Annotated in this window: 3 protein-coding genes; all 3 read left to right on the forward strand. The window is 64.7% G+C overall.

Going from position 1 to position 15,620, the window contains the following annotated elements:
• The first annotated feature begins 256 nt into the window (after positions 1-256).
• Genes ACMYUN_RS02705 through ACMYUN_RS02715 form a run of 3 tightly spaced genes read left to right on the forward strand, consistent with a single transcriptional unit; the run spans position 257 to position 15,619 of the window.
• On the forward strand, positions 257-11,980 hold the full coding sequence (locus tag ACMYUN_RS02705) for a BapA/Bap/LapF family large adhesin (RefSeq protein ID WP_415762731.1): 11,724 nt from the start codon (positions 257-259) through the stop codon (positions 11,978-11,980).
• A gap of 43 nt (positions 11,981-12,023) precedes the next feature.
• Entirely contained in the window at positions 12,024-13,460 is a 1,437-nt protein-coding gene (locus tag ACMYUN_RS02710; RefSeq protein WP_415762733.1) for a TolC family outer membrane protein, read from the forward strand.
• On the forward strand, positions 13,457-15,619 hold the full coding sequence (locus ACMYUN_RS02715) for a type I secretion system permease/ATPase (protein WP_415762735.1): 2,163 nt from the start codon (positions 13,457-13,459) through the stop codon (positions 15,617-15,619). The genes ACMYUN_RS02710 and ACMYUN_RS02715 overlap by 4 nt, the downstream gene beginning before the upstream one ends.
• The last annotated feature ends 1 nt before the right edge of the window (position 15,620 follow it).

Genomic DNA, 15,620 nt, shown 5'->3' on the forward strand with positions numbered 1-15,620 from the left:
CACTTTGAATCCCGGTGTTTCTTCACGTTTTTACCCGTGAGAAAAACGACACATTTTGTTTCATCCGATCATGGCTTGGATCCAACGTTCCGACAAACGGTAACGCTCAGATATTCCTTATTTTTCAGTCAGTTGATCGTTAGAAAAACGCCACATCGGCTATTCGCCAGAAATCAGGCAAGCTCATTTCAAACTCCCTATCTATGGTTTTAAAACCATCCGTGGACGTCCGCCCAGCCATATACAGGGAGTAGTAATGGACAACATCGTCATTGCCGACAAAGCCAATTCTCAGCTCACTGCCCAGAACTGGGGCAATGTTCAGCTCAATCAGCCTTCCGTTGTACAAATGCCGGTCCGTCCCGACCAACTGGCGTCGACCAGTCGCAGCGGTCAGGATTTGATCGTCAATCTTAAGTCTGGCGAGCAAATCAAAATTTCCAATTTCTTCGTCACCAGCCCTGACGGCGTGCCCAATGACATTGTCTTTCAGGGTGACGACGCGACGCTGTGGCAGGCGCGCTACAGCACCGAACCGTTCAATGGCTTTACCTTTGACGAAATCGATTCGCTGGACGAACTGATCGCCGGCGTCGGCGTGGTTGACGGCGCAACGCCTGCGTGGGCGATTGCCGGGCTCGGCCTGTTGGGCGCGGGTGGGGCGGCGGCCGCAACGGGTGGGGGCGGTGGGGGCGGCGGAGGTGGTGGCGGCAGTAGTGACGCAACGCCTCCTGCGCCTGCGACCGGATTGACCCTATCGTCCGATGGCCGCGTGCTGACTGGGTTTGGCGAAGCTGGCAGTGTCGTGCAAGTGCGCGATGCTGCCGGCAACCTTTTGGGTTCCGGAACGGTTGGCGCCGACGGCAGTTTCCAGGTCGACCTGGGTACACCGCAGAACAATGGCCAGCCGCTCGACGTGACGCTCACCGACCCTGCGGGCAACGTGTCCACGCCCGGCTCGATCACCGCGCCGGATACCACCGCGCCAACCGCCCCGGGCAACCTCAGCGTAAGCGCCGATGGCACGCAACTCGGCGGCACCGGTGAAGCCGGCGCCGCCATTGAGGTGCGCGCCGCCGATGGCACCCTGCTCGGCAGCGCCGTTGTGGCGGCAGACGGCACCTTCAGCGTCGCCCTCAGCCCCGCGCAAACCAGCGGCCAGCCGCTAACCGTGAATGCCACCGATGCGGCTGGCAACACATCCACTGGCGCAACGGTCAGCGCGCCGGCAGTCGTCGAACCGCAGACGCCAACCGATCTCGGCTTGAGCAGCGACGGCAGCCAACTGACCGGTATTGCTCGCGCAGGCACCACCATTGAAGTCCGCGCCGCCAATGGCGAATTGCTCGGACGCGCAGCGGTGGCTGCTGACGGCACCTTCCTGCTGACGCTGATCCGCGCGCAGGCCAATGGCGAAGTCATCAGTATCGTTGCGATCAACAGCGCCGGTGCGCAATCACCGAGCGTGACCTTCAATGCGCCGGACATCACCGGCCCCGGCGCTGCAACGGATCTGGCCGTGAGCAGCGATGGCCTGTCGGTCACCGGCCGTGGCGAGCCCGGCAGCACAGTCAGCGTCACCAACGCGCAAGGTACGCTGCTCGGCACAGCTTTAGTCGCAGCTGACGGCTCGTTCACCGTGCAACTCAATGCCGCGCAAATCGATGGTGAGGCGCTGAGCGTGCTGGTCACTGACGCCGCCGGCAACCCGTCACCAGCAACGACCGTTATCGCCATGGACCTCGATGGCCTGACTCAGCCAAGCGACGTTGTCCTGAGTGTGGACGGCCTGCTGATGAAAGGACGCGGCCAGGTCGGTTCAACGATCACGGTTCGCGATGCGAACGGCAATGTACTCGGCTCGGCAGTCGTTGCTGCGGATGGCACGTTCACGGTGCAATTGAGCAGCCCGCAAAACAATGGCGAAGCGTTGCAGATCAGTGCCAGCGATGCGGCTGGCAATACCTCTGCCCCATTGACCTATGTAACGCCTGACACGCAAGGCCCGGCGCCGCTGACGGGCGTTACGCTCGACGGCCAAGGGCAGACGCTGACCGGCACAGGCGAAATCGGCGCTTCGATTACCGTGCGCGATCCGGCCGGCAATATCATCGGCACCGGTACCGTGGGTGCCGACGGCAATTTCACGGTAAACCTCTCGACTCCCCAGACCGATGCGCAACAGCTGCAAGTGATCCAGACCGACGCAGACGGCAATCCTTCGGCGCCGGTCAACGTGATCGCACCCGATCTGACCACACCGGTTGCCGTGACCGATGTAAGCATTTCCGCCAATGGCGCCGTGGTCTCCGGCGCGGGTCAGATCGGCGCCACCGTTACTGTCACTGACACCAATGGGACCGTGCTGGGAACAGCTGTCGTCGGCAGCAACGGCCGTTTCGAAGTCACCCTGTCCTCGCCACAGACCAATGGCCAGAATCTCAGCGTGGTGCAGACCGATGGCTCGCCTTCAGGCTCGCCGACAGTTCCAGTTGAAGCGCCGGATATCCAGGCCCCCACGGCCCCTTCGGATCTGACGCTGAATGCAGGCGGTACTGAACTGAGCGGCACAGGCGAGCCCGGTGCCACGGTGACGGTCAAGGATTCGGCCGGCAATACGCTGGGCACCGTGATCGTCGATGGCAGCGGGACTTTCACGGTGGCGCTGAACAGCCCGCAACTCAACGGCCAGCAACTGCAAGTCAGCCAATCGGATGGCGTGAACGTTTCTCCGAACGCGCCACTGACGGCAGCGGACACCACCGCGCCGCTGGCGCCGGACAACGTCGTGCTCGCCAGCAACGGCGTGACCTTGACCGGCACCGGACAAGCCGGCAGCACCGTCACGGTCAGCGCACCGGACGGCACGGTAATTGGCACGACAGTAGTTGCCAGCGATGGCAATTTCAGCGTCAACCTGAGCCCGGCTCAGCTCGACGGTCAGGTATTGAGTGTCATCCAGACTGATGCGAGTGCCCTGCCCTCGCCGGCCACTCCGGTTACGGCACCGGACATCACCGCCCCACCCGCACCGACCGGGTTGGTCGTCGATCCTGCAGGGGCCACTGTCACCGGCACCACGCAGCCGAACAATACCGTTGAGGTGCGGGACGCCGACGGCAACATCATCGGTACCGCAACTGCTGACGGCTCTGGCGCCTTCACGGTCAATCTCGATACCGCGCAAACCAATGGCGAAGCCTTGCAAGTCGTGGTGTCGGACGGCGCCAACAGTTCGCTTCCCGGCAGCGTCACCGCGCCGGACAGCACCCCGCCGGCAGCGGTCAGCGATCTCGCGCTCAACCCGGCGGGCACCCAAGTGTCTGGTCTTGCCGAACCGGGCACCACGGTCACCGTCAGCATCGCGGGCGGTGGCGCTGTGCTGGGCACCGCGACGGCGGACGCGGATGGCCGCTTCGTCGTGACCCTGAATCCAGCGGCCGAGCCTGGCGGCAATCTGGAAGTGATCAGCACGGATGGCGGCGGCAATGATTCGCCCATCGTGCCGCTGGCGGGTCTGGACGGTACGCAAGTTGCGACCCCGACCGATCTGGCCTTGAGTACCGACGGTTTCACCCTGACCGGCGCCGGAACGCCCGGTTGCACCGTAACCGTGACCAACAGCAGCGGCGCTGTGCTCGGCTCCGGGCTGATCAATAGCTTTGGCCGTTTCACCCTGTTGCTCAGTACCAAACAGATCAACGCGCAAGTGCTGCAAGTCACTGCCACCAGTCCCGACGGTGACGTGTCGATTCCGGGCACGGTGACGGCGCTCGATGGCACGGCCCCGGACGCGGTGACCAATCTGGCGCTGAATGCCAACGGCACGACACTCACGGGACGCGGCGAGGCCGGGGCGACGGTCACTGTCACCGACGCCACAGGTACCGTGCTCGGTACGGCACTGGTCGCCAGCAACGGCACGTTCAGCCTGACGCTGACGCCGGCGCAGCTCAATGGCCAGGCGCTTACGGCGATCCAGAGCGACGCCGCCGGCAACCTGTCGCAACCCGCCGGCATCATTGCCAGCGATCTGCAACCGCCAGCCGCAGCGACTGGCGTTTCGATCAATGACGTCGGCACCGTGGTCAAAGGCCAGGGCGAAGCCGGCAGCACCGTGACGATCAGGGATGCCGCCGGCAATGTTCTGGCCACCGGCGTGGTCGATCAGAGCGGCAACTTCCAGGTCACCTTGCCCAACGCGCAGAACACCGGCGAGACCCTGCAGGTCAGCCTGACCGACGCCAACGGCAACACCTCGACTTCCACTGGCGTGATCACCGTCGACGGCACCCCGCCGGCCGCCGTGCAGAATCCGCTGATCAGCGCAGATGGCAGCACCCTCAGCGGCACGGGCGAAGCAGGCGCAACAGTGAATGTCAGCACCGCCAACGGCACCGTGCTCGGCAGCGCTGTGGTTGCCGCGGACGGCTCGTTCACTGTGACCCTGGCGCCAGCGTCGACCAATGGCGAGGCGTTGGCGATCAGCCAGACCGACCCTGCCGGCAACGTTTCGCCCTCGACCAGCGTCAATGCGCCCGACATCAGCCCACCCGCCGCACTGACCCAAGTCGCAGTGAATGCCGACGGTGTCACCGTCACCGGCCACGGCGAACCGGGCGCCACCGTGTCTGTGCGCAGCGCCGACGGCACCTTGCTCGGCACCGCGCAGGTCGGCAGCGGCGGCGCGTTCACCGTCACCCTGAACGCAGCACAACTGAATGCCGAAGTGCTGACCGTCACTCAGGAGGATCCGCCGGGCAACGTATCGACGGCGGTTGAAGTCATCGCCGTGGATTTGACTGCGCCGGCGATTCCTAGCGCTCTGACCCTGAACGCGGCTGGCGTGCAACTGGCCGGTAATGCAGAGGCCGGCAGCACGGTGACCGTGCGCGACAGCCAGGGCAATCTTCTCGGCACCACCACGGCGACGGCGAATGGCACGTTCCAGGTAACGCTCAACAGCCCACAAACCAATGGTCAGGCGCTGAACGTGACGGCTACTGACGCGGCGGGCAATCCGTCTGCTCCGGCCATCGTCAATGCCCTCGACAGCACCGCGCCGTTGGCGGCCTTCGATCTGGCAGTCAGCGCCAACGGTGCAACCCTGACCGGTATCGGCGAAGTCGGCGCCAACGTGGAAGTGCGTGATGCCGGCGGTGTTTTGCTGGGTACCGCAACCGTTGGCAGCAACGGCAATTTCAGCGTCACGCTGTCCCCGGCGGCGGTGGCCGGATCGAATCTTTCCGTGGTGCAGATCGATGCAGCCGGCAACACCGGACCGGCGGCGCCGGTAACTGCACCGGGTAATCTGGCGGAAAGTGCACCGACCAATCTGGCCCTCAGCGCCGACGGTCTGACCCTCACCGGCTCGGCCACCGCCGGCAGCACCGTGAGCATTCGCAATGCCTCGGGCGTGTTGCTCGGCAGCGCGCTGGTGGCGGCCAACGGCACTTTCAGCGTCACGCTCAATGCCGCACAGCTGAACGGCGAACAGCTGTCTGCCGTGGCGACGTCGAGCACCGGCATCAATTCCTCTCCAACTGACTACACCGCTGCCGATATCGCTGCGCCAACCCCGCTGAGCGAACTGAGCCTGGCACCGAACGGCACGGCCCTGACCGGGCGCGGTGAAGCCGGCGCCACCGTCACGGTGCTCGGCACTGGCGGAGTGGTTCTCGGCAGCGCCGTGGTGGCGGCCAACGGCACGTTCAGCGTCACCCTCAGCCCGGCACAGACCTCGGGCCAGACCCTGAGCCTGAGCCAGGCCGACGCTGCCGGCAACGAATCCAACAGCGTCAATCTGACCGCCCCGGACCTGCTCGCGCCCAATGCGCCGGCGGCGCTGGTGGCAAGCGCGGACGGCACCTTGCTCTCGGGTACCGGTGAGGCCGGCACCACGGTCAACGTGTACAACGCTGCCGGTACGCTGATCGGCAGCGGCACCGTGAGCATCGACGGCACCTTTGCGATCACCCTGACCACGCCGCAGGCCAACGGTCAGGCGCTGACCGTGTCGCTGACGGATGCGGCGGGCAACACCTCGGCAGCCACGCCGTTCACTTCGGTCGACAGCACACCGCCAGCCGCTGTTTCGCAACTGAGCATCGGTGGTGACGGCGCAAGCTTGACCGGGCGCGGCGAGCCGGGGGCGCAGGTGCGGGTCATCGACAGCGACGGCAATGTGCTTGGCACCGCTGTGGTCAGCTCGACCGGTACCTTCAGCCTCGCTCTGAACCCTGCGTTGACCAACGCTGAAGTGATCACCGTGGTCCAGGCCGACGCGGCGGGTAATGACTCACCGGCAGTGAACCTGACCACACCGGACTTCACCCCGCCTGATCCACTGGACAACGTCGATATCAACTCGTCCGGCGCGTTGGTCATCGGTACTGGCGAACCCGGCGCGACCGTGACCGTGCGCGATGCCAACGGCACTTTGCTCGGCACCAGCGTGGTGCTCGGCGACGGCACGTTCAGCGTCACCCTCAATCCGCCGCAGATCAACGAACAGATCCTCAGCGTGCAGCAGGCCGATCCACCCGGCAACGTCAGCGCCCCGGTGTCGGTCACCGCACCGGATCTGACCCCGCCAGCGACACCGGCCGATCTGCAACTGAATGCCGATGGCGACACGCTCACCGGTACCGGCGAAGTCGGCGCCATTGTCCGCGTGACATCGGCGGACGGCACCGAACTGGGCACCGGCACCGTGGGCAGCGATGGCCGTTTCCAGGTGTCCGTAACCCCGGCGCAGACCGATGGCCAAGCGCTGTTCGTGGTGTTGGCGGACGCGGTCGGCAATGCCTCGCCTGCCGGCACCCTGACCGCACCGGACAGCACGCCTCCTGCCGCACTGACCGATGTCGACATCGACGCCAGCGGCAGCCTGATCACCGGTTCCGGCGCCGCTGGCGCGCAAGTGGTCGTTACCAACGCGGTGGGCACCATCGTCGGCACCGGCACCGTGCAGGCCGATGGCAGTTTCAGCGTGACCCTTGATCAGCCGCTGCTCAATGGCGAAGCCTTGTCGGTGATCCAACGCGATGCGGCGGGCAATCCTTCGCCGATCGTGCCAATCACTGCACCGGACACCACCGTGCCTGCTGCGCCTGCCAGTCTTGTTCTCACGCCCGATGGCGTGACGCTGACCGGTACCGGTGAAGCCGGCGCCACCGTGCGCGTGCTCAGCGCGACTGGCACGGTACTGGGCTCGGCAACCGTGGCCGGCAATGGCTCGTTCAGCGTGACCCTCAATCCGCCGCAGGTGAATGGCGAGTTGTTGAGCGTCAATCAGACCGATCTGGCGTCGAACACGTCGCCAACCGCGCCCGTACAAGCAGGCGACACCACCGCTCCGCTGGCAGTCGCTGATCTCAACGTCAGCCAGGACGGCTTGACCTTGACCGGTACCGGTGAGCCCGGGGCGATCGTCACCGTGCGCGACGGCACGGTGCTGCTCGGCACCGCGACCGTGGCCGCAGACGGCAGTTTCAGCGTCAACCTGTCAGCTGCGCAGCTGGACGGCCGCGCACTCTCTGTGGTGCAAGCCGACGCGAAAAACAACCTGTCCGAGCCAGCCTTGGTCGACGCGACGGACAGCACCGCACCGATCGCACCGACGGTGACATCGCTGACCGGCGCCGGCACCTTGCTCGCCGGTACCGCCGAAGCGGGCAGCACCGTCACGGTATTGTCGGCTGACGGTACCGTGCTGGGCACGGCAGTGGCGCTGGGCAACGGCAGCTACACCGTCGAACTTGATCCGCCCCAGGCCAATGGCCAATTGTTGTCAGTGATCGCGACGGACGAGGCACAGAACTCATCGCCGACATTCCTCTTCCCGGCACCTGACATTACCGCTCCCGATGCCGTCACCGGCCTCACCATCAGCGGCGATCTGAGCCAGCTCGCCGGGCGCGGCGAAGCCGGCGCGAGTGTCGAGGTGACCGATGCGCTGGGCAATGTTGTCGGCACTGGTACGGTCGCGGCCAACGGTACATTCCTGATCGATCTGGCCACGGGCATCACTGCCGGCCAGGTGTTGACCGTGACTCAGACCGACGTCGCAACCAATGTCTCGGAAGACGCCATCCTGGCTGTTCCAGCAGTGCCAGCCCCGGCTGCGCCGGACAATCTTGTACTGACAGCCGACGGCGTGACGCTGACCGGCACGGCGGCGATCGGCACCACCATCAATGTTTATGGGCCTGACAACAGTCTGATCGGCACCGGCGTGACTGGCCCGGATGGCACGTTCAGCGTGGTGCTGACGCCCGCGCAAACCAACGGCCAAAACCTTGAAGTCACCGCCAACACTGCGTTGGGTGGCGCCTCGCTGCCGACTGAAATCACCGCAGGTGACACTTCGGCCCCGGCGCCACTCAGCGATCTGGCGGTCAATGCCAGCGGCACACTGGTTACCGGTCGCGGCGAAGTCGGCGCGTCGGTGACAATCACCGGCGCTGGCGGCGTCGTGCTGGGCAATGCGACGGTCGGCGCCAATGGCACCTTCAGCGCGCAACTCAATGCGCCGCAGGTTAACGGTCAGGTGCTCAACGCGACTCAGACCGATGCGTCCAATAACACCTCATCCGGGCTTAACGTAACCGCGCCCGACATCACTCCCCCGGCCGCTCCGACGGCGCTGGTACTCAGCGGTGCCGGCCTGGTGCTCGGCGGGCTCGGTGAAGCCGGCGCCACCGTCACCGTACGCGGTGTCGGCGGTACGGTATTGGGCACGGCGACGGTGGCGGGCAATGGCTCGTTCTCGGTGACCTTGTCCTCCGCGCAACTCAACGGCCAACAGCTGAGCGTCACGCAGAGTGATGCGGCGGGCAACGTTTCGCCGGTGACCAATCTCAGCGTCGCCGATACCACCGCGCCGGCGCCGCTGAGCAATGTCACCTTGAACGGCACTGGCCTGGCGGTCAGCGGCACAGGTGAAGCCGGCGCCACGGTCAGCGTGACCAATGCGGCCGGTACCGTCCTCGGCACCGCCGTGGTCAATGCTGGCGGCACCTTCACCGTGCAACTGTCCAGCGCGCAACTGAACGGCCAACAGCTCAACGTCCAACAGGCCGACCCGACGGGCAATCTGTCGCCGGTATTCAACCTGACGGCCCCTGACGTACAGGCGCCGATCGCGGCCAGCGGTCTGACGCTGGCTGCCAATGGTCTGACCTTGAGCGGTTCGGGTGAGGCCGGTGCAACGGTCAACGTCTACGGTCCGGGCGGCGCGCTGATTGGCACCACCACCGTGGGCAGTGGCGGCACGTTCAGCTTCAACCTGAACACCGCGCAATTGGATGGACAGCTGTTGACCGTGCGGCTGGTCGACCCGGCCGGCAACTTGTCGCCCAACGCCAGCGTGACAGCGCCGGACATCACCGCACCCGTTGCGCCGACTGGCGTCAGCGTCAATGGCAGCGGCACCTTGCTCACTGGCGTCGGTGTGCCCGGTTCAACCATCAGCGTACGCGGCGTCGGCGGTGTGGTACTCGGCACCGCCACCGTCGCCGCCAACGGCAGCTTCTCCGTGGTGCTGGCTTCGGCGCAGATCAACAGCCAAGTGCTCAGCGTCACCCAGGCCGATCCGAGCGGCAACGTATCGGCAGCGGCGACCGCGACGGCGCCAGACCTGACGCCGCCCGCTGCGGCCACGGCGTTGCTGGTCGGTGCCGATGGCCTCAGCGTCACCGGTACCGGCGAAGCCGGCGCAACCGTCACCATCAAGTCGGCCAGCGGCACTGTCCTGGGCACCGGCACGGTCAACAACCTCGGCGTGTTTACCGTCACCCTTAGCAGTGCGCAGATCAACGGCGAAAAACTCACCATCAACCTCAGCGACGCACGCGGCAACGTATCGGTCGCCGCCAACGTCATCGCGCCGGATGTCGACGTCAATGCGCCGGTTATCGCCAGCGACAACCTCGCCGTCGGCACCGTCACCCTGGCCCCGGTCACCGCGTCGCAGACCTTCAACGACTCGTTCACCACGCTGCTGGCCGGGTTTTCGAAAACCTTTACCTTCACCGTGGCCGGCGGTACGCGTCTTGATCCAACCCTGACGCTGACCACCAACAGCCTGATCTCGCTGATCGACGGCGTGGTCTACACACTGCAGGTAAAGAATGCCAGCGGCACCTGGGTCACTCTGGATGTCAACGGCAGCGGCGGCCTGCTCGATCTGATTGCCCTGGCCGGCCAGGGCGTGCGGGTCGACATTGGTAATCTGCTCTCGGGCGATTATCGACTGACGGTGTCGAGCACCGGCATCGGCGTGCTGACCACGGTCAATACCCAACTGCAACTGGACGTCAGCAGCCTGACCCAGTTCAACGGCATCGCCGGGCCAGCGGTGACCGGCAACGTCATCACCAACGTCGGCGTCGATGGAACGGTCGATCAAACCGGCCCGGACAACGGCGCGCAATTGCAGATCTTCAAGAACGGCGCCTGGGTCAGCGCTGGTGCCGGCACTACGGTGCAAGGCCTGTACGGCACGCTGACCATCGATGCCAACGGCAACTACAGCTACAAGCCGAACGGCAGTGTTGGCAGTGTCGGCAAGGTCGACGTGTTCAACTATCAACTGGTGCACCCGAACGGCTTGAGCGACACCGCCAATCTGTATGTGCGCATCGACAGCCCGCAAGCCACCGAAGTCTGGAACGACGCCAACCTTGGCAGCCCAGCACTGGTGGTTGATGCCACAGCGGACATCGCCTCGACCGACGTCACCCTGATCAACCGCGAAGTCACCACCAACTCCACCCTCGGCACGTTCAATGTGCTGCTGGGCGGCGGCAGCGGCAACTACAACACCGTGGTCGCGGCCGACACCGTCAGCGACCTGACCGTGGTGGTCAACTCGAGCAACTTGCTCGCGCTGCTCGGTTCGATGACGGTCGGCCTGTACAAGCTCAACACGGCGACCAACCAGTACGTACTGGTCAAGAGTTACGGCGGCAACGCGCTGGTCAGCCTCGGCGGTGGCAATTACGGGATCAAGTTCGACGACCAGACCGCCGGCAGCTATCAAGTGCGGGTGGCAGTGGGCGGCCTCGGCCTGCTGACCAGCGTCAACACCAGCCTGATCAACGTCGCAACCTACAACAACCAGTTCGTGGTCGGCAGCTACACGCCCGTGTCAGGCAACCTGCTCACCGACACCGCAGGCGGCGGCGCCGATGTGTTGGGCTCGGTGTACACCTTGCTCAGCGTACTGGTCGCCGGCAGTTACGTGGCGCCGGGTTACAACGGCGTGTCGCTGGTCGGCAACTACGGCACATTGGTGGTTCAGGCCAACGGCAACTACACCTACACGCTCAAGGCCGGGCTGACCGATGCGGTGATCGGTCAGGAAGACACCTTCACCTATCAACTCACCCACCCCAACGGCACGGTCGACACCGCAACACTGACCATCGACCTGAACAAGGCCGGCGCATTTGCCAGCACCGCGTTCTCGGCGCTGGCCAGCGATGACCTCGGTCTGGCCCATGTCGCTGGCAGTGAGTTGATCCAGGGCACCGAGGGCAACGACACCCTCGACGGCTCGCACGGTGGCGCCGTTACCCTGCAAGGCGGAGGGGGCGACGACACGCTGATCATCGCCGACCAGCAGTTCGCCTCAGTCGATGGCGGCAGCGGCACCGACACCCTGCTTTGGGCCGGTGGCGACGTATCGATCAACCTCGGCGATCTGCAGAGCAAGATCCACAACGTCGAAATCCTCGACCTCAACCACTCCAGTGCGGTTGCGCTGACGCTGAACCTCAGCGATCTGCTGGCGATCACGTCCTCGGACAACAACACCCTGCTGATCAAGGGTGACGACAAGGACAGCGTGCACATGACCGATGGCTGGGTCGCCGATGGCACGCAACAGGCCGACGGCATCGACTATGTTCAATACACGGCGCAGGAGGATCCGAGCCACCACTTGTGGGTACAGAACGGCATTCAAGTGGTTTGAAACAAGACATCGAACGTTGGTCTCTCAACAGTAAGGGAAGTCTGTGGAGTCAGTTTTTCGCCAGAAATGGCCGGTGGTCCTGTTGACCATCGGCCTCTACCCCGCTTTCACCGTCGACGTTCGCGCCGACGACAATCTCGACAGCAGCTTGCGCAGCATCAGCCCGTCGCAACTGCAACAACCGGCAGGCAATGACAATCGTCAGCGCCCTGCCCTTGCTTCCAAAGCGTCCGCCGATGCCGACGCGTTGGGGCTGGAACAAGCGGTCAGGCTCGCCGTGGACTGGCACCCACGGATCGGCGAGGCCATCGGCACCCTGTTCCAACAAGGCGAAGGGGTCAACGTCGCCGAATCCGGCTATTACCCGCAGGTCACCGGCGGCATCAAGGGTGGTTACACCAGCGGTTACGGCAGCGATGCCGGCAGCCAGTCGGTGAACATTTCCCTGAAACAGATGCTGTATGACTTCGGCAAGGTTTCCAGTTCAGTCGACGCCGCCCGCGCCCGGGTGGCGCGCAGTCAGGCCGGGATTCTGCTGGCGATCGACGACATCGCCCGCGACACCGCCAGGGCCTACATCGAAGTACAGCGTTATCAGCGGCTGCTCGAGGTTGCGCGTGAGCAGATTCAGGGCATCGGCGGCATCGTTGATCTGGCCAAACAGCGCAGCGACATGGGCGCCAGCACCCGTTCCGATATGGTCCAGGCGCAGTCCCGGGCCGAAGGCGCGACGGCGACATTGCAGGAATTCAAGGCGCAATACGCGCGCTGGCAAGCGACCCTGACCAGTCTGCTCGGACGGCGCACGCCGCCGGCAGTCAGCGACGCCGCCGCGCCGACGCTGAGTCAGGCCTGTGACGCCTCGCAAATCTCCGACACCCTGCCCGCTGTTCTCCAGGCGGCCGCGCAACGCACCCAGGCCCAGGCCGAACTGGCCCAGGCCAAGGCAGAGGCCTATCCGACGCTGTCGCTGCAACCGTCGGTCAACCAATACCTGGACGACCACTACGACGATCAGAACTCGCGCGCCGATCGCACTCAGGTCGGAATCTTCCTCAACCTCGAAGTGCCGATCTATCAGGGCGGTGCGATCAGTGCGCGCAGCCGCGCCGCCGGACATGCGCTGACCGCAGCGGACTCGGCCGAAGACTTCGCCCGCCTGCAAGCGCGCCAGGGTCTGGCTGAAGCCCAGGCGCAAACCTCGGGCCTGAGCCGACGGCTGCGTTCGCTGGAGTTTCGCCAGAGCAGCATCACCGAGGCGCGCATGTTGTATGGCCGCCAATACCTGGAACTGGGCACGCGGCCGCTGCTCGACCTGCTCAACGCCGAGCAGGAAATCCATCAGTCGCGCTTCGATCTGGTCAACACCCAGGCTGATCTGCAACGCCTGCAGATCGACTGCTTCTACAACAGCGGTGCGATTCGCCGGGTCTTCGGCATCGACCACAGCGCCATCCAGAATGTCGAGATCCTGCCATGACCGATGCCAGCATCACTGTTCCCGAACCCGCCGCTGCCGAAGCTCGCGAAGATTATTCGCCGTGGCTAGAAGCGGTGCTCAAGGTCGCCCGCCACTACCGACTCGACGTCTCGCCGGAAAGCGTGCGCCTGGCCTCGGTGCACAGCGAAGGCCGCGTCGAAGAAGTGGTTCGGCACATGGCGCGTCAGGCCGGTTTGAGCGTGAAATTCGCGGTATTCGACAACAAGAGCCTGAGCCGCTGGCGCACGCCGCTGGTGGTGCAACTGCGTGATGGTCAGGTCGGCGTGCTCGAAAGCATCGGCGAAACCGGCGAGCTGGGCATCTGCTTCAGTGGCGATCAAGGTTTGCAGAGTCGCATGGAGGCTGGCGCGCTCGCCGAGCAGGCCCTACGCACGGTGATTCTGCGTCCGACGCAACCGGTGGCCGACGTGCGCACCAACGATTACATCAAGCCCTACGACGAGCACTGGTTCCGGCGCATCGTCCTCACCGATCTGCGCCCTTACAGCCAAGTGATGATCGCCTCGCTGGTCGCCAACCTGCTGGGCATGGCCGGGGTGCTGTTTTCCATGCAGGTGTACGACCGGGTTATTCCGGCCGAGTCGCTGCCGACCCTGTACGTGTTGTTCGGCGGGGTGATGCTGGCGCTGCTGTTCGATTTCGTCATGCGCATTCTGCGTCTGCGCATCACCGATGTGCTGGGCAAGCGCGCCGATTTGCGCGTCTCCGATCTGGTCTTCGGCCACGCTTTGCGCCTGCGCAATTCCGCACGGCCGAAATCCACCGGTTCGTTCATTTCGCAATTGCGCGAGCTGGAGCAGATCCGCGACCTGATCACCTCCAGCACCGCCACGGCGCTGGCGGACATGCCGTTTTTCCTGCTGTTCCTGCTGGTGTTCTATTTGATCGGCGGACCACTGGTGCTGATTCCACTGGTGGCGCTGGTGTTCATGTTGTTGCCCGGGATCATCGCGCAACCGCGCCTGGCGCGACTGGCCAATGCCTCGATGCGTGAAGCGGCGCTGCGCAACGCCATGCTGGTGGAAAGTATTCAGGGCCTCGACGACATCAAGGCATTGCAGGCCGAGCAGCGTTTTCAGCAACAGTGGAACCAGTACAACGCCGCCTCGGCGGACAGCAGCCTGCGCCTGCGCACCTTGACCAACAGCCTGGTGGCGTGGACGCAGAACGTACAAGGCGGCGTGTTTGCGGTGGTCATCGTGTTCGGCGCGCCTATGGTGATTGCCGGCGACTTGACCACCGGCAGTCTGGTCGCGGCGTCGATTCTGTCGTCGCGGATGATGGGGCCGATGGCGCAACTGACCCACGTGCTCACCCGATGGCAGCAGGCCAAGGTCGCGCTCGAAGGCTTGAACCGGATCATGCAGATGCCGGTGGATCATCCCGAGGGCAGCCAGCGCGTGCACCTGCCAGCGATTCGCGGCGACTACCGCCTGCGTCAGGCCAGTTTTCGCTACAGCGAGGAATCGACCCCGGCGCTCAACAACATCGACCTGAGCATTCGCCCCGGCGAGCGCATCGCCCTGCTCGGCCGCAACGGCGCCGGCAAGTCAACGCTGCTGCAGGCGCTGGGCGGCGCGATGGATCTGAGCAGCGGTGAAACCAGCCTGGACGGCATCGCCCTGGCGCATCTGGATCCGGCCGACCTGCGCCGCGATGTCGGCCTGCTCTCGCAACAGGCGCGGCTGTTTCACGGCACCCTGCGCGACAACATCACCCTCGGCGCCGGTCAGGCCAGCGATCAGGAAATCATCGCCGCGCTGACTGTCACTGGCGCGCTGGATTTCGTTCGGCAGTTGCCCAAAGGCATGGATCATTTAGTGCTTGAAGGTGGCTTGGGCCTTTCGGGCGGTCAGCGTCAGAGCTTGTTGCTGTCGCGCTTGTTGATCCGCCAGCCACAAGTGCTGCTGCTCGACGAACCGACGGCCGCGCTCGATGACGTCACCGAACGGCTGCTGCTGGAAAAACTCGCGACCTGGACCCAGGGCCGAACGCTGGTGGTCGCCACGCACCGGGTCAGTGTCCTGCAACTGGTCGAGCGGATCATCGTTCTCGACAACGGACGTATCGTCATCGATGACCATCGCGACGCGGCACTGGCGCGGTTGCGCACACCGGGCAAAGGAGTGACGGTATGAA

Source organism: Pseudomonas sp. CP4 (assembly GCF_047758505.1).
Classification (GTDB): Bacteria; Pseudomonadota; Gammaproteobacteria; order Pseudomonadales; family Pseudomonadaceae; genus Aquipseudomonas; species Aquipseudomonas fluorescens_AO.

Coding starts and splice junctions, on each gene's coding strand:
- ACMYUN_RS02705 (WP_415762731.1), top strand. CDS start 257: ATGGACAACATCGTCATTGCCGACAAAGCCAATTCTCAGCTCACTGCC.
- ACMYUN_RS02715 (WP_415762735.1), top strand. CDS start 13,457: ATGACCGATGCCAGCATCACTGTTCCCGAACCCGCCGCTGCCGAAGCT.